Annotated in this window: 27 protein-coding genes; 13 read left to right on the top strand and 14 right to left on the bottom strand. The window is 70.4% G+C overall.

Features of this window, described 5'->3' with window-relative positions; all coding sequences use genetic code 11:
* Positions 1-75: 75 nt before the first annotated feature.
* The gene (locus CLV30_RS02365) at positions 76-531 is read left to right on the top strand and encodes a hypothetical protein (RefSeq protein ID WP_106535539.1); all 456 of its coding nucleotides are present in this window, start codon (positions 76-78) and stop codon (positions 529-531) included.
* Here the strand turns inward: CLV30_RS02365 and CLV30_RS02360 are convergent.
* The gene (locus CLV30_RS02360) at positions 522-1454 is read right to left on the bottom strand and encodes a nucleoside hydrolase (protein WP_106535538.1); all 933 of its coding nucleotides are present in this window, start codon (positions 1452-1454) and stop codon (positions 522-524) included. The two genes, CLV30_RS02365 and CLV30_RS02360, sit on opposite strands and share 10 nt — an antisense overlap.
* A 183-nt stretch (positions 1455-1637) precedes the next feature.
* Here CLV30_RS02360 and CLV30_RS02355 point away from each other — a divergent pair, with 183 nt between their 5' ends.
* A complete protein-coding gene (locus CLV30_RS02355; protein WP_106535647.1) occupies positions 1638-2417 on the top strand; it encodes a 2-phosphosulfolactate phosphatase in 780 nt (259 codons plus the stop codon).
* A 42-nt stretch (positions 2418-2459) separates the two neighbouring features.
* Here the strand turns inward: CLV30_RS02355 and CLV30_RS02350 are convergent, their stop codons facing one another.
* Entirely contained in the window at positions 2460-3185 is a 726-nt protein-coding gene (locus tag CLV30_RS02350; RefSeq protein ID WP_106535537.1) for an SDR family oxidoreductase, read from the bottom strand.
* Positions 3186-3247: 62 nt separating this feature from the next.
* Between CLV30_RS02350 and CLV30_RS02345 the strand changes: the two genes are divergently transcribed.
* On the top strand, positions 3248-3625 hold the full coding sequence (locus tag CLV30_RS02345) for a MerR family transcriptional regulator (protein WP_106535536.1): 378 nt from the start codon (positions 3248-3250) through the stop codon (positions 3623-3625).
* Positions 3626-3648: 23 nt separating this feature from the next.
* Here CLV30_RS02345 and CLV30_RS02340 read toward each other — a convergent pair whose 3' ends face one another.
* Complete coding sequence (locus CLV30_RS02340) at positions 3649-4035, bottom strand: VOC family protein (RefSeq protein ID WP_106535535.1); 387 nt, start codon at positions 4033-4035, stop codon at positions 3649-3651.
* A gap of 157 nt (positions 4036-4192) precedes the next feature.
* Here CLV30_RS02340 and CLV30_RS02335 point away from each other — a divergent pair, with 157 nt between their 5' ends.
* The 3 genes from CLV30_RS02335 (at position 4193) to CLV30_RS02325 (ending at position 6309) form a co-directional block, all read left to right on the top strand.
* Entirely contained in the window at positions 4193-4630 is a 438-nt protein-coding gene (locus CLV30_RS02335; protein WP_106535534.1) for an NfeD family protein, read from the top strand.
* 33 nt (positions 4631-4663) lie between these two features.
* Positions 4664-5797, top strand: coding sequence for an SPFH domain-containing protein (locus CLV30_RS02330; protein ID WP_106535533.1), 1134 nt, complete (start codon positions 4664-4666; stop codon positions 5795-5797).
* Positions 5798-5895: 98 nt separating this feature from the next.
* Positions 5896-6309, top strand: coding sequence for a VOC family protein (locus CLV30_RS02325; protein WP_106535532.1), 414 nt, complete (start codon positions 5896-5898; stop codon positions 6307-6309).
* Here the strand turns inward: CLV30_RS02325 and CLV30_RS02320 are convergent, their stop codons facing one another.
* Together CLV30_RS02320 and CLV30_RS02315 are read right to left on the bottom strand one after the other, a co-directional pair.
* Positions 6310-6531: a hypothetical protein gene (locus CLV30_RS02320; RefSeq protein WP_106535531.1), complete on the bottom strand. Its 222-nt coding sequence runs from the start codon at positions 6529-6531 to the stop codon at positions 6310-6312.
* Between the two features lie 25 nt (positions 6532-6556).
* Positions 6557-7144 carry an XRE family transcriptional regulator gene (locus tag CLV30_RS02315; protein ID WP_106535530.1) on the bottom strand — a complete coding sequence of 196 codons (588 nt, stop codon included), beginning with the start codon at positions 7142-7144 and terminating at the stop codon, positions 6557-6559.
* Between the two features lie 98 nt (positions 7145-7242).
* Here CLV30_RS02315 and CLV30_RS02310 point away from each other — a divergent pair, with 98 nt between their 5' ends.
* Positions 7243-8232: an NAD(P)/FAD-dependent oxidoreductase gene (locus tag CLV30_RS02310; protein ID WP_106535646.1), complete on the top strand. Its 990-nt coding sequence runs from the start codon at positions 7243-7245 to the stop codon at positions 8230-8232.
* A gap of 4 nt (positions 8233-8236) precedes the next feature.
* Here the strand turns inward: CLV30_RS02310 and CLV30_RS02305 are convergent, their stop codons facing one another.
* The 5 genes from CLV30_RS02305 to CLV30_RS02285 all read right to left on the bottom strand — a co-directional run bounded on the left by CLV30_RS02305 (position 8237) and on the right by CLV30_RS02285 (position 14785).
* Positions 8237-9529 carry a cellulase-like family protein gene (locus CLV30_RS02305; RefSeq protein ID WP_205740391.1) on the bottom strand — a complete coding sequence of 431 codons (1293 nt, stop codon included), beginning with the start codon at positions 9527-9529 and terminating at the stop codon, positions 8237-8239.
* Positions 9526-11685 carry an alpha-galactosidase gene (locus CLV30_RS02300; protein WP_106535529.1) on the bottom strand — a complete coding sequence of 720 codons (2160 nt, stop codon included), beginning with the start codon at positions 11683-11685 and terminating at the stop codon, positions 9526-9528. The genes CLV30_RS02305 and CLV30_RS02300 overlap by 4 nt, the downstream gene beginning before the upstream one ends.
* Positions 11682-12467 (bottom strand): carbohydrate ABC transporter permease, encoded by a 786-nt coding sequence (locus CLV30_RS02295; protein WP_106535644.1) that lies wholly within the window; start codon positions 12465-12467, stop codon positions 11682-11684. The genes CLV30_RS02300 and CLV30_RS02295 overlap by 4 nt, the downstream gene beginning before the upstream one ends.
* Positions 12468-12551: 84 nt before the next feature.
* Positions 12552-13487: a carbohydrate ABC transporter permease gene (locus tag CLV30_RS02290; RefSeq protein ID WP_205740389.1), complete on the bottom strand. Its 936-nt coding sequence runs from the start codon at positions 13485-13487 to the stop codon at positions 12552-12554.
* Positions 13484-14785 carry an ABC transporter substrate-binding protein gene (locus CLV30_RS02285; RefSeq protein WP_106535528.1) on the bottom strand — a complete coding sequence of 434 codons (1302 nt, stop codon included), beginning with the start codon at positions 14783-14785 and terminating at the stop codon, positions 13484-13486. The genes CLV30_RS02290 and CLV30_RS02285 overlap by 4 nt, the downstream gene beginning before the upstream one ends.
* Positions 14786-15000: 215 nt before the next feature.
* Here CLV30_RS02285 and CLV30_RS02280 point away from each other — a divergent pair, with 215 nt between their 5' ends.
* The 3 genes from CLV30_RS02280 to dgoD all read left to right on the top strand — a co-directional run bounded on the left by CLV30_RS02280 (position 15001) and on the right by dgoD (position 17814).
* Positions 15001-15801 (top strand): SDR family NAD(P)-dependent oxidoreductase, encoded by an 801-nt coding sequence (locus CLV30_RS02280; protein WP_106535527.1) that lies wholly within the window; start codon positions 15001-15003, stop codon positions 15799-15801.
* A gap of 115 nt (positions 15802-15916) precedes the next feature.
* Positions 15917-16672 (top strand): FadR/GntR family transcriptional regulator, encoded by a 756-nt coding sequence (locus CLV30_RS02275; protein WP_106535642.1) that lies wholly within the window; start codon positions 15917-15919, stop codon positions 16670-16672.
* Positions 16669-17814, top strand: a complete 1146-nt coding sequence (dgoD, locus tag CLV30_RS02270) for a galactonate dehydratase (protein ID WP_106535526.1) — start codon at positions 16669-16671, stop codon at positions 17812-17814. Before CLV30_RS02275 ends, dgoD begins: the two co-directional genes overlap by 4 nt.
* A 680-nt stretch (positions 17815-18494) precedes the next feature.
* On the opposite strand, the gene CLV30_RS02265 is transcribed toward dgoD, so the two are convergent.
* Positions 18495-18680, bottom strand: coding sequence for a hypothetical protein (locus tag CLV30_RS02265; RefSeq protein ID WP_106535525.1), 186 nt, complete (start codon positions 18678-18680; stop codon positions 18495-18497).
* 196 nt (positions 18681-18876) lie between these two features.
* Between CLV30_RS02265 and CLV30_RS02260 the strand changes: the two genes are divergently transcribed.
* Positions 18877-20079, top strand: coding sequence for a winged helix DNA-binding domain-containing protein (locus CLV30_RS02260; protein WP_205740388.1), 1203 nt, complete (start codon positions 18877-18879; stop codon positions 20077-20079).
* Positions 20080-20121: 42 nt separating this feature from the next.
* Here CLV30_RS02260 and CLV30_RS02255 read toward each other — a convergent pair whose 3' ends face one another.
* The gene (locus tag CLV30_RS02255; RefSeq protein WP_106535524.1) at positions 20122-20544 is read right to left on the bottom strand and encodes an OsmC family protein; all 423 of its coding nucleotides are present in this window, start codon (positions 20542-20544) and stop codon (positions 20122-20124) included.
* A gap of 95 nt (positions 20545-20639) precedes the next feature.
* Between CLV30_RS02255 and CLV30_RS02250 the strand changes: the two genes are divergently transcribed.
* Positions 20640-20915, top strand: a complete 276-nt coding sequence (locus CLV30_RS02250; RefSeq protein ID WP_106535523.1) for a DUF2277 domain-containing protein — start codon at positions 20640-20642, stop codon at positions 20913-20915.
* A gap of 33 nt (positions 20916-20948) precedes the next feature.
* On the top strand, positions 20949-21335 hold the full coding sequence (locus tag CLV30_RS02245) for a RidA family protein (protein WP_106535522.1): 387 nt from the start codon (positions 20949-20951) through the stop codon (positions 21333-21335).
* Between the two features lie 21 nt (positions 21336-21356).
* On the opposite strand, the gene CLV30_RS02240 is transcribed toward CLV30_RS02245, so the two are convergent.
* Positions 21357-22808, bottom strand: a complete 1452-nt coding sequence (locus CLV30_RS02240) for an AAA family ATPase (protein WP_106535521.1) — start codon at positions 22806-22808, stop codon at positions 21357-21359.
* 63 nt (positions 22809-22871) lie between these two features.
* Positions 22872-23207 carry a hypothetical protein gene (locus tag CLV30_RS02235; protein WP_106535520.1) on the bottom strand — a complete coding sequence of 112 codons (336 nt, stop codon included), beginning with the start codon at positions 23205-23207 and terminating at the stop codon, positions 22872-22874.
* Between the last annotated feature and the right edge of the window lie 64 nt (positions 23208-23271).

The raw sequence follows: 23271 nt of genomic DNA, 5'->3' as shown, positions 1-23271 counted from the left end.
CGGGGTGCCGCTCCCGGGGTCCGCTGTCCGCGGCCTCCGACCGGAGGTCGCGCCGAGACTGGGAGCTGGTTGCCGATGGGTGATGTCGTTGTCGCGTTCTTCGTTGTGCTGGTGCTGGCCTGGGCCGCCGGCGCCGTCTGGTTCTTTCGCGGCCCGGCCAGAGCCACGGACCGGTGTCTCGAGCAGAAGGTGCTGAGCATCCCGGACGAGCACGACCAGGCGCTGTTCCGGCAGCTGTACGCTGCCAAGCGCCCGCGCGGCGTGGTGGTGGCGTGGGTGCTGACGGCAGTGCTGTCGCCGACCGTGTCGTACGTCTATCAGCGAGAGTGGCCGAAGGCGCTGCTGGCGTTGCTGACCTTCCAGGGTTTTGGCCTGTGGTGGCTGGTGTCGATCTTCACCATGCCCACCGAGGTCATGCGGCACAACAAACGCCTGATCGACCAGGCCTTCGTCGACCTGAAGCTCGCCCGTCCAGGGCTGCAGCAGGTGAACGTGTTCGCCGGCGACGTGGGCGTCACCGGTCAGCCGTAGCTGTGTACCGCGTTGATCATCAGGTCCCAGAACGGCTCGGCCTCCAGGTCCATCGCCACTCGTGCGTTGTCCGGATGGCCCGTGCGGTAGTGAAAGTCGACGACGGTCGCTCCTGCCGTGTGCTCGCCCTGTCGCTCGATCAGAACCGGCGCCTCGACGCAGCGCACCAGAGACGGGTCGGCCACCCGGGCGACCGCCACCGGGTCGTGCACAGGTGGTGCCGAAAGTCCCCACTGTTCCTGGTAGGTGGTGCCGTAGAAGGTCAGCAGCTCGACGCAGGTCCGCGCCAGCGGCGTGCCCAGCTCGCGTAACCGGACCAGCACCTCGTCCGTCGCCAGCGCCTGGTGGGTGACGTTCAACCCGGCCATCGTGACCGGTAGCCCGGAGCGGAACACCACGTCGGCGGCCTCGGGGTCGACGGTCATGTTGAACTCGGTGTAGGGGGTGGTGTTGCCGCGGCCCGTCGTGCCGCCCATCAGCACGATCTCGCTGATGGACTCGCGGACTTGCGGAAACGTCCGCAGTAGCAGGGCGATGTTCGTCAACGGGCCGGTCGGGACCAGCGTGACCGGTTCGTGGTGTGCGCTCAGCACGTCGCGCATGAGCTCGACCGCGGAGCGGTCGTCGACGTCGACGGTGGGTGTCCCGAATGCCGGCCCGTCCAACCCGGACTCGCCGTGGACGTCGGCGGCGGTGCGCAACTCTCGCACCAGGGGCGACGAGGCGCCCGCCGCGACGGGCACGTCGTCGATGCCGGCGACGGTGCAGATGCGGCGTGCGTTGAGTGTGCACTTGTCGAGTGTCTGGTTGCCCGCGACCGTCGTGATCGCGAGCAGGTCCAGACGCGGGTCGGCTCGTGCGAGCAGGATCGCCAGCGCATCGTCGTGACCGGGGTCCACGTCCAGGATCACCGGAGTCGCCATGGGGGCACCACCTCTTCCGGGCAGCCAACATACGGGGTGCCGGACCGCCGGTCCGGAGAGGTGGATGCCGGCCGCCTTTGTGCTGCTGGTATGAGTGGAGACTCTCGGCGTCCGCACGTACGTTCCGGTGAACCACCGGCGGCGGAACTGTTCGGGACAGGTGAGAAGGGCCGTGACCAGCTGATGCGTAGCAGCTCACTCGGACAGGTGTCGGCACGTGTCCGGTTGGACTGGGGGCCGGCGGCCGTCCGCGAGACCGTGCACGGAGCGGACCTGGCGGTGGTCGTGGACGTTCTGAGCTTCACGACCACGGTCAGCGTCGCGCTCGACGGTGGAGCCGAGGTCCATCCCTACCAGTGGGCGGACGACACCGCCGCGGAGTACGCCCGAGCACATCAGGCGACCCTGGCTGTCGGGCGGCTGGAAGCACGCGACTCCGGCAACGTCGCGTCGGTCAGCCTGTCGCCGGCGACGATCCGGAGCTCGTCGGGTCTGTCCCGGCTCGTGCTGCCGTCTCCCAATGGCTCGACCATCAGTGCTCGGCTTGCTGAGGGCGGCGCCGGCGTCGTGGCGGCCTCGTTGCGAAACCGCTCGGCCGTCGCCGAGTGGCTCACCGATCGCCTCCACGCAGATCCGTCGTCAGCCGTCACGGTGATCGCCGCCGGTGAGCGGTGGCCGGACGGGTCGTTGCGCCCGGCTGTCGAGGACCTGTGGGGTGCCGGGTCGGTAATTGCCGCCCTCGGAGATCACGGGGTGAGCTCGCTCAGCCCCGAGGCTGCCACGGCCGTTGCAGCGTTCGACTCGGTATGGCCCGGCATCGACGGGTCGCTGCTGCGGTGCGCCAGTGGTCGTGAACTCGCCGAGAAGGGATTCGAAGCGGACGTGCTGGTTGCGGCCGAGGTCGACATGAGCGCCTGTGTCCCGCTCCTGCGTGACGGCCGCTTCGTCGACGCGGCGGCTTGACGGCAAGTCAGGGGTGCGCTGCCGCTTCGCCCGCGGCGATGCTCAGGTAACCAACGCCGCCAGGTCACGGTCCATCGCGGCGTTGAACTCTTCCGGCGGCAGTGGCAGGCGTGCCTTGATGCCCCGGCTCCACTCGTCGGCGAGGACCTCGGCGGTACCGGCCTCGACGCCGTCCAGGGTGGCGTCGACCAGGTCGGACGCTGCGATCTTGGGCACGTCCCAGCCGGACGACATGTCGGTGTCGGCCAGGCCGAGATGGACGGCCGTCACGAGCGTTCCCTGGTCCGCGAGTTCGAGACGGACCCCGTTGGTCACGGCCCACGCGGCCGCCTTGGTCAGGTGGTAGGAGTTGGCGCCGTTGATCCCGAACCACGACATGGCCGAGAGCACGTTCACTATGGCCCCGCCGCCGTTCGCGCTCAGCGCGGGGGCGAACGCCCGGATCATCCGCAGGTGGCCGAGGACGTTGGTCTCCAGCTCGAGCTGCAGCGTCTCCATCGAGCCGGACACCAGGTCGGTGGACGTCTGGATTCCGGCGTTGTTGACGAGTAGCGAGACGTCGGGGGCGAGGTGGGCGGCAGCCTTGACTGCTTCGGGATCGGTGATGTCGAGCGGCAGGGTCTCTACTCCGGGCAGGTCCACGGTCTCCGGGTTCCGAGCGGTGGCGTAGACCTTGCGTGCGCCCCGCTCGAGGAGGCTCTGGGTGAATGCGTGGCCGAGGCCACGGTTGGCTCCGGTGACGAGTGCGACCGAGTTCTTGATGTCCATGTCGGCTACGCTAAAACCTGACGCTGACGTCAGAGGCAAGGGAACGGCGGAAGGAATGTGCGATGATCACCACAGAGGCGCCGACCGAGCCGTCGATCCGTATCGGCGAGGTTGCGCGACGGGCCGGCGTTTCCGTCCGTGCCGTGCGCTATTACGAGCAGCAGGGGCTGTTGACGGCGGAGCGGAGCCCGTCCGGGCAGCGGCTGTACTCACCGGACGCCGTGGGCCGGGTGCTGTTCTTCCAGCAGATGTACGCCGCGGGCCTGAGCAGCCGGAACATCGCCGAGCTCCTGCCGTGCGTGGATTCGGGCCACACCGACGCCGACCAGCGGGCCATGCTGCTGGCCGAACGCGACCGGATCCAGGCGAAACGCGACGCGTTACAGGTCGCGCTCGACCGCCTCGACCAGATCATCGAGGTCACCGCAACGCATCCGTAGGCGTCCGTACGCCCGCCGCGCCGTCAGCGTGTGTCCCGGCGCAACGGGTGCTCGGCCGGCACCTCGACCAGAACGATCGGCACACCGTCCGGGTCCTCGAGCCACATCTCGATCAGCCCCCACGGTTCGGTTCGCGGCTCCCGGGTGACGTCCGCTCCGGCAGCGAGCAGCCGCTCGTGCTCGGCGTGCACGTCACGGACCTGGAGCCAGATCCGCACCGGCCCGTCGACGCGTGAGCTGGCCTGTCCGGACAGCTCGAGCTGCGCCGGCCCGAGGAAATAGACCGTTCCCGGGCTGTCGGGCGGCCCGAACTCGCGGTACACGGCGAGGCCGAGCACGTCGCCGTAGAAGTGCCGGCTGCGCACCGGATCGGTCGGGCGGAGCAGGATGCGGCTGCTGAGAACGTCCATGTCCCGATGGTGCCGTGAATGCCGCGCGTGTGCACTGCAAGAACGGCCATTTTTGGAGCGCCGCGTACCGGCTGGGTACGGCGCACACGACGGGTGTCACTGGCCTGCGTGACGAGGTAGGTTGGGGAGTAACCGCCCTGGACAGGAGGTCGGTTCGATGCTGTGGATCGTGTGGCTGGTCGCAGCCGCGGCCTTGGGCGTCGCCGAGTTCATGACGTTGACGCTCAGCTTCGGCCTGCTCGCCGCTGCGGCGCTGGTCGCCGCGGTCGTCGCTGGTCTGGGCGGGGTGTGGGTACTGCAGCTTCTCGCATTCGCGGGGACGGCCGCCGCCGGACTGTGGATCGCCCGGCCGATCGCCCAACGACACATGGCGCAGCCACCGTTGGTACGCGAAGGCAGCGACGCGCTCGTCGGGCAACGCGCGGTGGTGGTGAAGGAGGTCACCGCGATGCACGGGCTCGTCAAGTTGTCCGGGGAGGAATGGTCGGCACGTGCGTTCGACGAGGACCACGTCATCCCGGAGGGTGCGATGGTCGACGTCATGGAGATCGAAGGCGCCACGGCCGTCGTCTACCCCCGAGAACTGCTGCCCTGAACACAACCCGTTTGATACGGAGGCGGTCGAGACATGGATCCTCTGGTGCTGATCATCGTCGTGGCGGCCCTGGTGGTGTTCGCGGTCATCTCCACGGTGCGTGTCGTGCCACAGGCTCGCCGCTACAACGTCGAGCGCTTCGGCCGCTACCGGACGACGCTGCAGCCGGGGCTGAACTTCATCGTCCCGCTCATGGACCGGATCAACACCAAGCTCGATGTGCGCGAGCAGGTGTTCTCGTCCGCTCCGCAGCCCGTGATCACCGAGGACAACCTCGTGGTGAACATAGACACGGTGCTCTACTACCAGATCACCGACCCGCGCGCGGCGGCCTACGAGGTCGCGGACTACCTGGCGGCCATCGACCAGCTGACGGTCACCACGTTGCGTAACGTCATCGGCAGCATGGACCTCGAGCGCACGCTGACCTCACGTGAAGAGATCAACGCACAGCTGCGCAGCGTCCTCGACGACGCCACCGGCAAGTGGGGCATCCGCGTGAACCGGGTGGAGATCAAGGCGATCGACCCGCCGTCCACGATCAAGGAAGCCATGGAGAAGCAGATGCGGGCCGAGCGCGACAAGCGCGCGGTCATCCTGCACGCCGAGGGCGAGCGGCAGTCGAAGATCCTCACTGCCGAAGGGACCCGCCAGCAGAACATCCTCGAGGCGCAGGGTGACCAGCAGGCCGCCATTCTGCGCGCCGACGGTGAGGCGAAGGCCGTCGAACGGGTCTTCCAGTCCGTGCACAAGAACAACGCCGACCCGAAGGTGCTCGCCTACAAGTACCTCGAGACGCTGCCCAGCATCGCCAACGGCCAGAACAGCACCTTCTGGGTGATCCCGGGCGAGCTCACCCAGGCGGTGAAGTCGGTGACGGACGCGTTCGGCGACTACTCGAAGATGGGAGCGCCGGCCGGCGACGGTACCGGTGAAGGCGCGCCGGACGAGGGCGCCGAAGCCGACGAGGTCGAGGCCGGCGAGAGCGAGGCCACGGCGGAGGAGGCCACGTCGGGCAGGGAGCTGACCGCCGGGGAGCCGGCGCTGGAGGCGGCGAACGTCGACGAGGTCGCCGAGCTCGCAGCGGCCGCGGTGCAGGACGCGAAGGCCGAAGCCAAGGCGGCCGAAGGCAAGGGTGACCGGACCATCGACGAGAACACCCGCTGACCCGCTGGCGCGATCGTCAGGGCTCTGCTATCGCTGTGGCAGTAGCAGAGTCCTGTTGATCACCACGGCGATCGCCATCGCGACCGAAGGAGCTTCCGATGGCCACACGACTCAACCCGTACCTCAGTTTCGCTGGTGACGCGCGCGAGGCGATGGAGTTCTACCAGCGTGTGTTCGGCGGCACCCTGACACTCAACACCTTCGGCGAGTTCGGGAGCCAGGACGCCCCGGGAGCCGACAAGATCATGCATGCCATGCTCGAGACTGCTGCCGGGCTCACGTTGATGGCTGCGGACACTACTCGGGACATGGCAGACAGCCCCGGGGACACCATGGCCATCAGCCTCAGTGGCGACGACGTCGACGAGCTGCGCGGCTACTGGAACCAGCTTTCCGACGGCGGCACCGTCTCGGTCCCACTGGAGCGGCAGATGTGGGGTGACGAGTTCGGCATGTGCGCCGACCGTTTCGGCGTTGGCTGGATGGTCGACATCGTGGCGCCGCCGGAGTGATCATTCGCCCGCGGTGTCGTCGAAGCGCTGCGGATCATAGGGCAGCGTGCCTTGGTCGGGTGTCCACTGTCCGCCGAACGGCAGGAGGTCGGTGACGTCGACACCGCGGACCGCAGCGCCCATCGTGTGCGTCGAGCCGTCGCCGTGTGCATCGACGATCCCGCGGGCGAATTCCACGAGCGCGACGTCGTCGGGCGTCAGGCCCCGGATCCGGGTGGTCATGGGAGTGTCTCCTCGGGTGCGCTGGTCATGCGGGGCGGGCGCGGAGGTGGACGCGCTCTCCCTGGGGCCCGAAGATGGTGAGCAGTTCGACCGGTTGTGTCCCGAAGTTGCCGAACCAGTGCGGGACGTGCGTGTCGAACTCGGCGGCTTCGCCCGGCGTGAGCTCCAGGTCGTGCTCGCCGAGCACCAGGCGCAGCCGGCCGGACAGGACGTACATCCACTCGTAGCCTTCGTGGCTGCGCGGGTCCGGTTCCCGCTCCGGCACCCGCGGCGGGATGATCTGCTTGTACGCCTGCAGCCCGCCGGGACGACGGGTCAGTGGCACGTAGGTCATTCCGTGCCGGGTCACCGGACGGGCGTGCACGCGCGGGTCACCGGTGGGTGGCGCGCCGACGAGCTCGTCCAGCGGCACGTGGTGGGCCCGGGCCAGCGGCATCAGCAGCTCCAGTGTCGGCCTGCGCTGCCCGGACTCCAGCCGGGACAGTGTGCTGATCGAGATGTCCGTCGCCGTGGACAGCTGCGCGAGCGTGGCGCCGCGCCGCTGCCGCAGCTCTCGTAGCCGCTGTCCGACCCCGTCGAGAACCTCGTCGATCTCCTGCTCCGCGTCATTCATCTCCCAAGTTTGCCAGACCGGCAACAACATTTGCGATCCCCCGTTTCGTTGTTCGAAGGTGACGGGACCAGGAAAGAGCGAACGGACAGGGAGTGAGCATCGTGCAGACGAGCTACGACGTGGTGATCGTGGGTGGCGGCGCGGCCGGACTGAGCGCCGGGCTGACGCTGGCGCGGGCGCGCCGGTCGGTCCTGGTGATCGACTCCGGCGAACCACGTAACGCACCGGCCGCCGGTGTGCACAACTACCTGGGCAGTGAGGGCACACCACCGGGCGACCTGCTTTCGGCGGGCAGGGACGAGGTGACCGGGTACGGCGGCGAGATCCTGAGCGCCACCGTGGCGTCGGTGCACCGCCTGCACGGCGACGGCGACGGCGACAACGGTGTCGACGGCGGCCTCGGCGTGGTGCTCGACGACGGCCGCTCGGTGCTGGCCAGGCGGCTGCTGGTCACCACCGGGCTGGTGGACGAGTTGCCCGACGTCGCGGGTGTCGACGCCAGGTGGGGGCACGACGTGCTGCACTGCCCGTACTGCCACGGCTGGGAGGTGCGCGACGAGCCGATCGGCGTGCTGGCGAGCGGCCCGTTCGCGGTGCACCAGGCGATGCTGTTCCGGCAGTGGAGCGACGACGTCACGCTGTTCCGGCACACCGCGCCGCCGCTCACCGACGACGAGCTCGAGCAGTTGGGCGCACGCGGCATCACGGTCGTCGAAGGCGAGGTCACCGCGCTCGAGGTCACCGACGGCGCGATCTCCGGCGTCCGGCTGCGTTCCGGCGATGTGGTCCCGCGCCGCGCCGTCACCGTCCAACCGCGCTTCACCGCCCGGGCCGAGGTGCTGGAGCCGCTGGGGGTGAAGGTCACCGACATCGAGATGGGCGGACACGTCGTCGGCACCCAGGTGGCCGCCGACCCCGCGGGCGCCACGGACGCGCCGGGGGTGTGGGTGGCCGGTAACGTCGCCGACGTCCGGCTGACGGCGATCGGTGCGGCGGCGGCCGGGGTCCAGACCGCCGGAGCCATCAACGCCGACCTCGTCGACGAGGACGTCCGTGACGCGGTGCGGGCAGCGAAGCTGCCGGCGTGAGAGCTCAGCGCAGCCAGGCGGAGCCGGTGGGTGCCTTCCGGAAGGTCTCGTTGCACGTGCTCTGCAGCTCGGCCTCGCCCCACATGGCGTGGTGTGGCGCGGCGTTCGAGCAGATCACGGTGCCGCGTGCGCCCACGTTCGCGGCGGTCCGCACGGCCAGCCGGCAGATCTCGGCGCCCACCGGTCCCTCCTCGAACCAGCTGCCCAGTGGCGTGTAGCCGACCCAGCCCTCGCCCAGCACCATCGGCACCCCGCGGGACAGGGCGAAGTCCGCGGCCGCCTCGATCCAGGTGACCAGCTTCTCGTCCATGGCCACCCGGTACTCGCCGTAGTGGTCGTACAGCCAGCGGTCGTAGGCTTCGGTGTCGCACCAGTCGTGCAGGTAGACCTCGGTGGGGCGGACCATCGTGGCCTGCAGCTTCCATCGGTCCGCGGCGGGAGGCGCCCAGTCCGCCTGGTCGGGCGCCCCGGGCCGCAGGAAGGTCCGCCGGATCTCGTCCTGCGGGTACGACTCCGCCGGTCCGCGCACGCCGAACCGCCGGTTCAGCGCGTCGAGAACGCCGTAGACGTACGGGTGGAACACGGCGACGTCGATGTGGTCCGGAACGCCACGCAGCTCGCCCACCGGGACGCGGGCGTAGTTCACCGTCACCGGCACGTCCGCGTGCCGCGACTTGAACCGCTCGATGCCACGCGTCAGCCGGGGTTTCAGGCCGACGACGTACGACTCGTCGGCCGGCAGGCCCTCGGTCAGGTAGCCGCCCTGGACCTCGTTGTGCAGCTCGACGAAGGCGACGCGGTCGGCCAGGCCGTGCGCTTCGAGCAGGTCGATCAGGTCGGCGTGCGCATCGGCCAGCCTGGGAGCACGGTCTTCGGGGTCGACCGCCATCAGGGCGTCGAACCAGGCACGGTCGGTGGCGAAGGACGGGCTCTGCTGGTACTCCCAGCTGGAGACGATGACGTAGCAGTCGTGGCGCTTCGCCGCGCGGAAGAACTCGAGCAGATGCTCGCGCGCGTCGATGGTCGTCGTGTGCTTGACGTCGTACCAGCGGGTGCGCTGCCCGTAGTCCCCTCCCAGCGACCCCAGCGTCAGCGCGGAGGTGTCCAGGCCGGAGCCGAACAGCAGGAACGGCATCGCGCAGATCCGCACGGTGTCGTAGCCGAGCTCGACGGCCCGGGAGAACGCCGCGTCGAGGTTCTCGAACGGTTCGCCCGGGCTGGTCCGGGTGTACCAGGTGAAGTCCCACAGACTGATCGTCATCCGGTCGGGCAGGTGGTCGGCGAGGGGGACGGTCACGGTGCCGGGCTCCTTCGGTTCGGTGCGTCAGGACGAGGGTCGTCGGGGTCGTCGGGGTCAGGGTCGTCGGGGTCGAGGACGAGCACGTCGGCGTCCGGCGCGACCGCCCACGGCACCTCGATGCCGGCGGCTCGTGCGCTTGCGCCGGTGATCGTCACATCACTGCCGCGCAGCCGGTACCGGACGTCGTCGCGCACGAGACGCGGACGGACCCGGACCGGAGTGCGGCGCTCGCGAAGGGTGTCGTAGACGAGGATCACGACGCGGGCGCCGTCGCCGTACTCCAGCGCGTAACCGGGCTCGTGCGGGACGCCGTGCGCCACGACGTCGCCGCCGTGCAGCATCGGACGCAGCTCCCGGTACAGCTGCACCAGCCACCGGGCCTGCGCACGACTGCCGGCGTCCCAGCGCAGCAGGTCGGAGCCGATGCCGAGCGCCCCGGCCATGGCCACCACGAACCGGTAGCCGAACGACACCGGCGTGCGGTCGCGCAACCCCGGTTCGTCGGTCACCCACGAGCTCATGACGTGGGCCGGGTAGGCGCGAAGGAAGCCGTCCTGGATGCGCAGCCGGTCGCGCGGACCGGTCTCGTCGCTGGGCCACACCACGTCCGCGACGGCGAGGACGGCGTCGTCCACCCGCCCGCCGCCGCTGGCGCACGCCTCGACGGTGACGTGCGGAAACTCGCGCCGCAGCATCCGCATCACCCGCAGGTATCCGGCCGCGTGCTGCACCGGCCACTGCCCGCCGTGCACGTCGCCCGGACGTCCACCGTCGCTGACCGGGCGGTTCATGTCCCACTTCAGGTAGCTGACCGGGTACCGCGTCAGCAGCCCGCGCAGCGTGTCCTCGGCCCAGGCCACGACCTCCTCGCGGCCGAAATCGAGCACCAGCTGGTTGCGGACGGTGGTCGGCTCGCGCCCGTCGACGCGGTAGACCCAGTCCGGATGCGCGCGGTAGAGGTCGCTGTCCGGGTTCACGCACTCCGGCTCCACCCACAACCCGAACCGCATGCCACGCTCGCGCACGCCGTCGACCAGCGGGTCCAGCCCGTCCGGGAAGACGTCCGGGTCGGGTGTCCAGTCGCCGAGCCCCGCGGCGTCGGAGTGCCGTCCGGCGAACCAGCCGTCGTCGACGACGAACACCTCCGCGCCGATCTCGGCGGCGACATCGGCGAGCTGCAGCTGGTGCTCGGGGCGGACGTCGAAGGTGGTGGCGTACCAGGAGTTGTAGACGACCGGGTGATGCTCGGGCCCGAGCGATCGCGCCAGCACCCGCCGCTGGTAGGCGTGCCAGTTCCGGGTGACGCCGGCGGCGCCGTGCGGGCTCCACGTGCCCAGCGTCGGCGGCGTCGTGAACGACTCGCCCGGCAGCAGCGTGACGACGGTGTCCTCGTCGTCGACGCCGCACGACACCCGCACGTGCTCGCCGTACGGTGGCGCCTCGACGGCGAGGCACCACGAGCCGGGCCAGGCCAGCGCGACGCCGTACGCGTCCCCGGTTCCGCCACCGGATCCGCCACCGGCTGCCGACACCGTCACCGTCGGAGCGAACACGTGCCCCGTGACGCCCTGGCGGCTGCCGATCGAGAACGTGCCGGCCGGCAGATCCACCGACGCCGGTGTGAACTCGTGGCCCCAGGCGCCGGTCAGGTACTCGACATGGGCCGGCGCACCCACCGGCACCGGCCACGCACCGCTGAACACGCGCGGCAGCGTCACGGTGTGCTCGGACCGGTTCTCGACCACGACGGACTTCTCGACGACGTCGTGGCTGGTGTCGGCGCGCAGGGTCAGCGTCAGGCGCAGCCCGCCGCTGTCGTCGGTGAACGGGACCTGCAGCGTCGTCGTCCCGCCCGAGACGTCGTACGACGCCGGGCCGTCCGGCCGCTCCACCCGCCAGGCCGCGCCGCGCCGGCCGTCACCGTGGTCGACGACCAGCTCGACCTGCTGCGCGTGCCGGGTGCCCGACGTCGCGTACTCCAGCGGCGCCACGTCCAGCGGCGTCGAGAACGGCACCCGTTCCGGCAGCGGCGCCGGAGCGGTCGGCTCGGACGTCGCCGGGCCCCACTGGTCGAACCGCAACGCACGCGCGTCGGGCGTCAGGCTCACGACGTACGACGACGTCGCCGTGGGCAACATCCACTGCCGCGTCACTTGTTCGCACCGACCAGCAGCCCGGAGACGAAGTGCTTCTGGAAGGCGAAGAACACGACGGCCGTGGGGATCGCCGCCAGGACCGCGCCGGAGGCCACCACGTTCCAGTTGCTCACGAACCCGCCCTGCAGGTTCAGCAGCGCCATGGTGATGGGGAACTTCTCCTCGGTGCGCAGCACCGTCAGCGCCCAGATCAGGTCGTTGAAGATCCAGGTCGTGGCCAGTGCCGCGAGCGCGGCCAGCGCCGGGCGGCTCAGCGGGACGATGATCCGCGCGTAGATCCGCGCCGAGCCCGCCCCGTCGACCACCGCCGCCTCGACGATCTCGTTCGGGATCGAGCGCATGAAGCCGTGCAGCACGAACGTGTAGAAGCCCATCCCGAAAGCGACCTGCACGACGATCAGCGCGAACAGCGAGTCGTAGATGCCGAGCGTCTCGGTGATGCTCGAGACCGGGATCAGCAGGATCTGCGGGGGCAGCAGGTTGCCGGCCAGCATCGTCAGCAGGATCGTGCGCCGGAACGGGATGGCGTGCCGGCTCAGGGCGAACGCCGCCAGCGAGGCGAGGAACAGCGTGGCCACGACACCCACGACGGTGACGAGTGCGCTGTTGGCCAGGGCACGGCCGATCGAGCCCTCGTCCAGCGCCGTGGCGAATCCGTCGAAGGTGAACGACGCGGGCAGCGCGCCGAGTCCGCGCGAGGCGATGTCGTCGAACGAGCGGAACGCCACCGCCAGCACGAACACCATGGGCGCGATCCACAGCAGTGTGAACGGGGTCATCAGGGCGTGGAAGACCCATCGGTTCCGGCTGTGGCCGGACACGGGATGTGCGGTCCGCGAGACCGCGGTATCCGTCGCCACGTCTCAGTCCTCCCGGGTCGCGCGGACGAGGTAGGTGATGATGAAGCCGATCGCCAGCAGGAAGATCACGACCGCCAGCGCGGAGCTGTAGCCGAGGTTGAGCGACGTGAAGCCCTGTTCGAACATGTAGGTGCTGAGCAGCTGGCTGCTGTTGTACGGCCCCCCGCGGGTCATGGCCCACACGATGTCGAACGTACGCAGCGAGTCGATGACGGTGACCGCGAAGATGACGGTGTTGACGCTGCGGAGCTGCGGGAACACGACATGGCGGAACCGCTGCCACGCGGACGCGCCGTCGACGGCCGCGGCCTCCTCGAGCGTGGGGTCGCACCCCTTCAGCCCGGCGAGGTACAGGACCATGATGTAGCCGACCTGTCGCCACACGGCGGCGACCAGCACGGCGTACAGGGCGGTGTCCGGGTCGGCCAGCCACTGCCGCGCCACGCCGTCGAGGCCGATGCCCTCGAGCGCGGTGTTGATGCTGCCGTCGGGCTGGTACAGCACTCGCCAGAACAGGCCCGTGACCGCGAGCGAGAACACCATCGGCAGGTAGATCGCGCTGCGGTAGATGCCGACGCCACGGCGCGGCCGGTTCAGCGCGACCGCGAGGCTCAGCCCGATCAGCACCGAGGCGCCGCCGAATCCGATGGTCCAGATCACCGTGTTCTGCACGGCGGTGCGCACGATCGGGTCGTCGAACATCCGCTGGTAGTTGTCCAGCCCGACCGGTTCGGCGGCGCCGACGCCGTTCCAGCGGGAGAACGACAGCGAGAAGCTGTTCAGCGCCGGCCAGAACACCCACGCCAGTTCGATGCCCAGCGGTACGAGCAGGAACAGCCACACCAGCGGCGGCACCCGGCGCCGCCTGTGCCCTCCGCGCGCCGGCGGTCGCCCGCGTTGCGGCGACGCGTCGGTGGTGACCACCTGAGCGGCGCTCACGCCTGGAACACCTGCTCAGCGGCCTGCTGCCACTGCGACAGGATGTCGTCGACCTGGTCGGGCTGGTCGAGGAACCGGGTCAGCGCGGCGTCGGCGGTGGTCTGCAGCTCGTCGCTGGAGTCGCGGTTGAAGAACTGGGTCAGCCGGTCGGACTCCTCGAGCAGCTGGATGCCCTTCTGCACCATCGGTGAGAAGCCGGACGTGTCGACCTCCGGCGACGTCGGCAGGTAGGCGCCGCCGGCCTTGGAGACGTACGTCTGCTGGCTGTCCGGCGCCGCGAGGTGCGACATCAGCTCCTTCGCGCCGGCGGCGTTGTCGGTGCCGGAGGCCGCGAAGTAGCCGTCCGTGGGCGCTTCCTCGGCCACCGGCAGCGACTCGTCGATGATGGGAACCCGGAAGAAGTCGATGTCGTCGACGACGTCGGACGGGACGGACTGGGTGAAGAACGCGCCCATGAGGTACATCGCCGCCTCGTTCTGCACCAGCGGCGTGACGGCCTCCTGCCAGGAGTAGGACCGCCCGTTCGGGTCGATGAACGGGATCAGCTTCGCGTACTCCGTCATGACGGCGCGGACCTCTGCGCTGTCGAAGGAGTGCTCGCCACTGAGCAGCTCGAGGTGGTACTCCGGGCCGTTGATGCGCAGGTTGAGGTAGTCGAACCAGCCGGAGGCGACCCACGGGGTCGAGCCGGTGCCCATGGTCAGCGGGACGATGCCGCGTCCCCGCAGCATCTCGCACAGCGCGAGGAAGTCCTCCCAGGTCTCCGGGGCCTGCACACCCCACTCGTCGAAGGCGGACGTGCGATGGAACACGCCCCACCAGTAGTAGTGCGTGGGCACGAAGATCTGGGAGCCGTCCTCGGTGCTCGAGAGGTCACGCAGCGCGTCCGAGAAGCCCGCGCACGCGCCGTCGCCCTCCCACAGATCGGACACGTCGAGCAGCAACCCCTCCGAGGCGTAGTCGCGGGCGACCGAGCCCGCGTACCACGTCAGCACGTCCGGCGGGTTCGACGACGTGAGGTAGGTCGGCAGCTGGGCACGGAAGTTCTCGACCGCCACCGTGTTGATGGTCGTCTCCGCGCCCTGGAACGCGTCGACGACGGCCTTGAGTGCGGCCTTGGGCTTGGGATCGGCGGCGCTGGACTGCAGCGTGATCGGGCCGGAGGGGCTCGCGTCGCCGCCGCCGCCTCCGCCGTCGGTCGATCCGCCGGAGCCGACGCATCCGCCGAGGATGCCGGACAGTCCGATGGCCGCGGTCCCGGCGAGGAATCCGCGCCGGGAGATGTCAGACGTGCTCATGTCGCCCTCCTCCGCGCCTCGCGGCGCGTACTCCTCGAGTTCCGGCCGGATCCGCCGCGTGGGCGGCGGGGTCGGGCCACATCAGGCGTGACGCCGGTCACGGCAGACATCTTGGTGTGGCTCGCGAATACTGTCAAGAAATAGTCATACAAAATGCTTAGTGCTAGGTTCGTGGACGGGCACACGCCAGACGCATCGACGGCAGGGGAGTCCAGATGACGGGGAGCACGCCGGTGTCATCGCGATACCGGGGACGGGTCGCCCTGGTGACCGGGGCGGCGTCGGGCATCGGCGCCGCCACCGCGCGGCGCCTGGCCGCCGAGGGTGCCGAGGTCGTGATGGCCGACGTCGACGGCGCGGCGGTGCGCCGCGAGGCGGCGGGGGTGAACGGAGACGGCGACGACGGAGACGGCGAAGCCGGGGCCGGCGGCGCCCACCCGGTCGAGCTCGACGTCGCCGACGAGGCCGGCTGGCAGCGACTGGCCGCGGACGTGCGATCGAGGCACGGCCGGCTGGACCTGCTGCACTCCAACGCCGCGACGGCGGTGGTGCGCCCGGCCGACGAGATGTCGGTGGTCGAATGGGACCGGCAGCTCGCGGTGAACCTCACCGCGTCGTTCCTCGCGGTCCGCGCGCTGGGAGAGCTGCTGCGCGCGACCGGCGGGTCGATCGTGCTGACGTCGTCGGTGCACGCGGAGCGAGGGCTGCCGGGGCGCTCGGCATACGCTGCGAGCAAGGGGGCGCTGCTGTCGATTGGCCGGCAGCTCGCCGTCGACTACGGTCCCGGCGTGCGGGTCAACTCCGTCGTCCCGGGCCCGATCATGTCGCCGGCGTGGGCCGAGGTCGCCGAAGCCGACCGGGACCGCAGTGTCCGCCAGACCGTGCTCGGCCGGTTCGGGCAGCCGGATGAGGTCGCCGCCGCCGTGGCGTTCCTCGGATCGCCGGACGCGTCGTTCGTCACCGGGACCGCTCTCGTCGTCGACGGCGGCTGGAGCATCACGGCGGACTCGGCATGATGGTGCGAAGGTGCGCGCATCGGGGCCCAGCGCGTCCGGAGCCGATCCGTCGTCGTCACGACCGAACGGACGCCGGCCGACCCTCGTCACCGTCGTCGCATGTGAGGAGCTCGAGATGACTCGCCTGCCGCATCGCTCGCCCTACCGGGGCATTCACGGATCCGTCGTCGCCCACGTCGGGCAGCGGATCATCCGCGGCGACATCCCGCCCGGCGAGCCGATCGATCCGCTCGAGCTCGAGCACGAGCTCGGCGTCAGCCGCACCGTGGTCCGCGAGGCGCTGCGGGTGCTCTCGGCCAAGGGGATGGTCGACGCCCGGCCGAAACGCGGGACCTACGTCCGGCCCCGTGAGGACTGGTCGCTGCTCGACGGCGACGTGCTGCGTTGGCAGGTCCAGAACCGTTCCGACGACGTGTTCCTGGCCAATCTCGCCGAGGTGCGGGGCATCGTCGAACCCGCAGGCGCGCGGCTGGCGGCCGAACGCCGCACCGAGGAGGACGTCGAGACGCTGCGTGCGGCGCTCGAGGTCCTGGCCGACCCGGAGGCGCTGGCCGACGACGTCATCGAAGCCGACCTCGCGTTCCACCGGACCCTGCTGTTCTCCGCGCACAACGAGCTGCTGCAGCAGATGGAGCTGGTCATCGAGACCGGGCTGCAGGCGAGGGACCTTCTCGTGCACGGTCAGGGGACATGGGCCGACAGCGTCCCGGCGCACCGGGCCGTGTACGAGGCCGTGGCCGCCGGCGCCGTCGACGCCGCCGAGCGTGCCGTGCGCGACCTGCTCGAGCAGGCCGACCGTGATGTCCGTGAACTGCGCGACGCGGGTCAGGGCGGATCCGCCACGAACCCGTCCGGGGAAGGAAAACGATGAAGATCGTCGACGTCGAAACGTTCGCCGTGGCACCGCGGTGGCTGTTCTGCCGGATCAGCACCGACGAGGGCCTCGTGGGCTGGGGTGAGCCCATCGTCGAGGGCCGCGCGGACACCGTGCGGGCGGCCGTGCACGAGCTGGCCGACTACCTGATCGGTCAGGACCCGCTGCGCATCGAGGATCACTGGCAGGTGCTCACCAAGGGCGGCTTCTACCGCGGCGGGCCGATCCTGTCCAGCGCCGTCGCCGGCATCGACCAGGCGTTGTGGGACATCGCCGGGCACCACTACGGCGCCCCGGTGCACGCGCTGCTGGGCGGGCACGTGCGAGACCGGGTCCGCATGTACACCTGGGTCGGCGGCGACGAACCGGCCCAGGTGGCCGACACGATCTCGGAGAAGATCGAGCAGGGCTTCACCGCCGTGAAGATGAACGGCAGCGCCGCGATGTCCCCCGTCGCGACCAGCGCCGAGACCGACGAGGTGCTCCGCCGGCTGGCCGCCGCCCGGGAGGTGCTCGGCGCCGACCGCGACGTCGCCGTCGACTTCCACGGCCGGGTGTCCGCGGCCAACGCGCGACGGCTGCTGCCGCAGATGGCGCCGCTGCACCCACTGTTCGTCGAGGAGCCGGTACTGCCGGACCTGGGCGGGCACCTGGCGTCGCTGGTGGCGTGCAGCTCGGTGCCGGTGGCCGTCGGCGAGCGTTGCTACCACCGCAGCGAGTTCGCCGCGCCGCTGCAGGCCGGGGTGTCGGTGGTACAGCCGGACATCTCGCACGCGGGCGGCATCTCCGAGGTGCACCGCATCGCCGCGCTGGCGGAGATGTCCGGAGCGGTGCTCGCGCCGCACTGCCCGCTGGGCCCGATCGCGCTGGCCGCCAGCCTGCAGGTCGCGTTCGCGACGCCGAACTTCCTGATCCAGGAGCAGAGCCTGGGTATCCACTACAACGTCGGTAACGACCTGCTCGACTACCTCGTCGATCCGGCGGTGTTCCACTTCGTCGACGGGCACGTCGAGCGGCCGATGGGTCCCGGGTTGGGTATCCGGATCGACGAGGACGCCGTCCGGCGCGCCGACGCCGCCGGGCACCGGTGGCGCTCACCGGTGTGGCGGCACCCGGACGGCGCCTTCGCCGAGTGGTGACGGGCCGGTACGTGCACCTCGGCCGTGGCACCGACCGGGACCGTGACCGTCATCCGCAGCGCGTGCCGCCCGGTGCCACCCCTCGGCCCAGGGCGGCACCGGGCGTGAGCCGCCGGTTCGTCAGCTGACGCGCAGCTCGAACGGCGCCTCCGGCCGGACACCATCCCCGTAGGGGGAGATCCTCGTTCGAGGATTCCCTCGTAGGCATCCCCCGTGAATGCCGGCCACTGCAGAGAACGGTCGCGGAGGCGTCCCAGTTCCGAGCTCACCCCGCCGACCACTCACCCATGTGGCGTGGGGAATGATCACGTTCACCATGGAATTCCATGCGTCACCACCCGTACAGGCCTCGTGATGCGCCGAATTTCCTGGTGATGGCGGCGCGCCGGGCATGCGATCGACAATGTCGTCGTTCGCATGCCGGCCGTGGAGGACGAACACGCACCGGTTCAGCGTCGGGAAGTGCTCGTGCGGAGGCGGTGATCGACATGTCGGCGGGCGATGGCCCCGCCGCGGCTCGCACCGAACGCGCGGAACCGATCGATCGATCTCGACGGGGGATCGCTCGGACCAGCGGCTGATGCGGCGGTCACATCACCAGGGGATTCCACGCGTCACCAGGCCTGTACGGGTGGTGACGCATGGAATTCCATGGTGAACGTGGTCATTCTCGGCGGAGGTCAGGGTGTCAGGTGCGAGACCGCGGTGGACAGGCCCTGGAAGTTCTCCTGCTCCTCGATCGGAGCGCGGTTGATGGTCAGGACGGCCGCAACGGCGACGATCGCGAGAGCGACGCCGACTCCGATGACGACCGCCAGCTCGACGCGGTAGCGCCGTTCTTCCGTGGTTGTCCGGTTGTGACTCACGGCTACCCCCCGATAGCCCAGTGGGAAGGAACTTTCCGGAAGAGACTTTACGGGTGCTGTCAACCCTTTCTGATGATCGACGGAATTTGTCACGCGCGACTACCGGCACGGCGCACAATGTCCGCCCGATTCGGCTGTGAAAACGTCATCGTTCCTGAGACTCCGGCTTGTCGGTGCCGTGTGTCAGCATCAGCGTGTGTTGACCATCGACGTTCACCAGCGCCGGACCCGCCTGATGCGACGGCACCGGCTGGCATCCGCCGGGCCGGTCGCGTCGGCGCCGGCCGAACCGACGGTGCCGGACGTCGCCGATGCCGTGGTGGCGCTGCACGCGACCGACCCGGCGTCGGTGTATCTGTCCGTGCTGGCACGGAACCCGACGGCGACGCTCGCCGACGTGTCGGACGCGTTGTACGAGGACCGTTCGGTGGTGAAGCTGCTCGGCATGCGGCGCACCATGTTCGTCGTCCCCACCGGCACCGGTCCGGTCGTGCACGCGGGGGCCGCGGCCGAGGTCGCGCAGCGGCTGCGGCGTCGGCTGGTCAAGGAGTTGCGGACCGTCCCCACCGAGCCCGAGATCGACGGCGACGCCGACGCCTGGCTGACCGACGTCGAGGACGGGGCGGAACGGGTGCTGCTCGAACGCGGTGAGGCGCTGGCCAACCAGGTCGCCGCCGCCGAGCCGCGGCTGCGCACAGCCCTGCTGCCGACCACGGACAAGAAGTGGGACACGAAGCAGAACGTCACCAGCCGGGTTCTGACGCTCATGGGCGCCGAAGGCCGGCTCGTGCGCGGGCGCCCCGCCGGCACCTGGCAGTCTCGTCAACACCGCTGGGCGCCGGCCCGGGCGCTGTGGCCGGAAGGCCTGCCGCCCCTGCCGGAGGACGAAGCGCGCACGGAGCTGGCGCGGCAGTGGTTGCGCGCGTTCGGCCCGGGCACCGTGGCCGACCTGCAGTGGTGGACGGGCTGGACGCTCGGCGCCACCCGGAAGACGCTCGCCCGGCTCGACACCGTCGAGGTCGATCTGGACGGCACACCGGGCATCGTCCTGGCCGACGACGTCGACCCGGACCCGCGGGTCGAGCCGTCGGCGGCGCTGCTCCCGGCGCTCGACCCGACGCCGATGGGGTGGCAGGGGCGTGACTGGTTCCTGGGGGCACATCGCGACGCGCTGTTCGACCGCAACGGCAACATCGGACCGACCGTCTGGTGGGACGGCCGGGTCGTCGGTGGCTGGGGCATGCGCGGCGACGAGATCGTCTGGCGGCTGCTCGAGGACATCGGCACCGAGGCTGCCGAAGCGGTCGCGGGTGCGGCCGCGCGGCTGCAGCCCAGGTTGGAGTCCGCTTCCGTGACGCCCACGTTCCGTACGCCGCTGGAGCGTGAGCTGGCCGGGTGACGTCGCACCGCGCCCGAGCCGGATCGTCGGCGCCGCGCCGGGTCACTCCGCGTGCATCGTCACCGGGCTGGGCAGCTCCACGGTGCGGCTGACGGTGCACAGCCGGTCGTGCGACTTCGCGACCGCGTCGGGGAGCACCGCGCGTGCCGCGTCACCGTCGTCGCCGGCCGGGAAGGACACCCGGAAGACGACCTCGATGTCCTCGAGCCGATTGCCAGACTCGTCGCGGATCTTCTCCGCGTGCGCCTCGACGTCGAACGACTCCGGCTCGGCGCGGCGTGCGGCGATGTAGTCGACGTCGACGGCAGAGCAGCCCGCGATGGCGGTCAGCAGCAGTTCGACCGGGGTGAATTCGCCGCCCGATCCCTCGCCGAACCGGAGCTCACCTCCGCGGGCGTTGGTGGCGACGTACTGACGTGTTGCCGTCCGGCGGATGGACACGGACCGGTGGGTATCTTCAGCCATGCTGCTCAGCCTGCCAGTCGCCGCACGTCGCGTTCGACCGGGTCGTACCGGATCGGCCACGGGGTCGTGTCGGTGCCGGTCGCTACGCTCGGAGTATGTGCCGAAACATCAAGCCGCTCAACAACCTCGCACCGCCGGCCACGCCGGACGAGATCAGCGACGCCGCGCTGCAGTACGTGCGCAAGCTCGCCGGGACGCGTAAGCCGTCGAAGGCGAACCAGGCCGCGTTCGACCAGGCCGTCGAGGAGATCACGGCTGCCACCGAACGGCTGCTGGACTCCCTGGTCACGACGGCGCCGCCGCGGGATCGCGAAGAGCTGGCCGCCAAGGCGCGTGCCCGGTACGAGGCCCGGGTCGCCGCCGGCGGCTGATCCGCCGGCCGGAAATCGTCAAGGCAGGAGCGCATGCGCGAACACATCCGACAGCCGGAAGGACTACCGCCGACCAACGCCTACAGCCATGTCGTCAGTTACAGCGGACGCACGGTTGCGGTCTCCGGACAAGTGCCGCTGGACAGCACGGGGGACCTGGTCGGCCGCGGCGACGCTGAGGCGCAGATCCGGCAGGTCTTCCGGAACGTGAGCACAGCCCTCGCGGCGGCGGGCGCCGGGATGCGCGACGTCGTCAAGCTGACCGTCTTCCTGATCGATCTTGCCGATCTGCCGCTCTTCCGGCAGGTTCGGGACGAGTACATCGTGTTGTCCGAACCTCCGGCGAGCTCGCTGGTCCAGGTATCCGGCTTGGTGAACCCGGAATTCCGGGTCGAGGTCGAGGCATGGGCTGCGGTGTGATGGTTTCGGCGCAACCGCCGGTCAGGTGGACAGCAGGCGGCGGACCAGGGCCTCGACGATGACGCGGTCGTCCTCGCCGAGCGCGTCGACGAGGGTGTGCAGGTCGGCGTCGGGCTCCGGGGCGGGCCTTGCCGGAGTCGCGAGATGGTCGAGCCCGGCGGGCAACGGCTCCGAGTGGAAGATCGCCAGCGTCTGGGTGCATCGCGACACCGCGGTGTAGAGCCCTCGCGCCCCGTGCTCGGCGGCGATGGCGTCCGGGGACACCAGGGCGACCGCGTCGAACTCGAGCCCGGCGGCGTCGTCCGGTGTGAGCACGGTGACCGGGTGTGTCAGGTCGCCGTCGCGGGCGTCGCCCACCGGCCGTTCGGTGTCGGTGGCCAGCCGTAGGGTCGGCTCGAGCATGCTGCTGGCGACGACGACGCCGACACGAAAGTCGGTGCTGGCGGCTGCGGTCCCGGCGTGCAGTGCGTCCCCGGCGACCTCGTCGGCGTCGTCGTGCTGCACCAGTGGTCCGCCCAGACCGGACCGGACGGTCACCGGCGGCGTCACGTCGTCGTCGGTACGGGCCAGGGTGGCAGCAACCGTGTCGCGGAGCGGTCGCGGCACGCGGTAGCTGGTGGTGAGCTGGATGTGCGTCAGGTCGAGATCCACGTCGGACCATGCGGCTGGTTTCGCGGCGCGCCCGGGATCGACGAGCAGGGTCACCGAACGGTGCGTGGTCGCCAGTTCGTCGAGTTGTGCGCGGTCGAGGTCGTGCGCCTCGTCGACGATCAGGTGACCTGCGGGGGCATCGCGTGTGGTGCCGGAGGTGACGGAGTCGGCGTCCAGCGCGGGCAGCACGGCACGCGTGTACGTGCGCAGGGCGGCCGTCGGCACGACGATGGTGACGGTGGTGCCCGGGTCGGTGTGCGCGAGCCACGCCGCACGGTGCAGGCCGACCTGCGTCTTGCCAGTGCCAGGCCCGCCGGCGACGACGAGGACACCGGCGGCGGGCCGGGTGACGGCGTCGTACTGCTGGCGGCTCAGCGTCGCGGTGGCCGGATGCAGGATGCCGTCGCGGAAACGTTCCAGCTGCGCGTGCGCGGCCGGGCCGAGGACGTGTTCGGGCGCTGCGCCGTCGGTGGGTTCGCCGGTGGGCTCGTCGTGTACCGCGCTGAGCCGACGGTCGTGCTGGACGAGGACACGGCGCCGGACGGAGGACGGACGCTCGTAGAACGGCGCCGCGGTCGGTTCGTACCAGGCGTGCGCCAGCACGGTGCCGTCGTCGTCGGTGACGTGACGGCGGCCGACGTAGATGGTGTGGGCGGAGTCCGGCTGGTTCGTGTCGGCGGCGAACTCCACGCGGCCGAACAGCAGCGGCGAACTGTCGGGTGGCGTCGGGGCGTCAGCGTCGGCTTCGGTGACGGCTCGGCACACGCGGTCCAGATGCCGCTGCTCGGTCGCCAGGTCCGGATGATCCGGGTGATCCGCCACGTCGGTTCTCCTGCTCGGTGATCCGTCAGCGCTCCACGGTAGGGCAGGCGGGCCAGGGGAGCGTTACGGGAGTTCGCCCGGCTGCGGCTCGCGGAGGCCGCGGTCGGTGAGGTCCTTGAGATGCTCGAGCCAGCCCTCCGGCGCGGACCGGAACCCGACCGACTGCGTCGCGGACAGGTCGACGGCGGCGCTGATGTCGGCGAAGGTCAGGCCTCGTGTCTCGAGCCACGCCGGTGCGCCGGCGCTGCTGAGCTCGGGCGTCTCGTTGACCGCGTGCAGCATGTAGTCGGTGAGCCGGCGGTGGCCCCAGTCCTCGGCCGGGACGGGGTACGGGTCGCCGGGCGCCGGTTCGGGCCCGAACGCGTCGTACCAGACGTTCCGGAGCCACTCGTCGGTCATCCACTGCGTGTCGCCCTCGGACGCAGGCGCGAACGACGAGTCCCGGATGTGTGTCGCAAACTCT

Origin of the sequence: Haloactinopolyspora alba (genome assembly GCF_003014555.1) — a bacterium.
Lineage (GTDB): Bacteria > Actinomycetota > Actinomycetes > Jiangellales > Jiangellaceae > Haloactinopolyspora > Haloactinopolyspora alba.
This window is presented reverse-complemented; position numbering and strand designations above follow the sequence as displayed.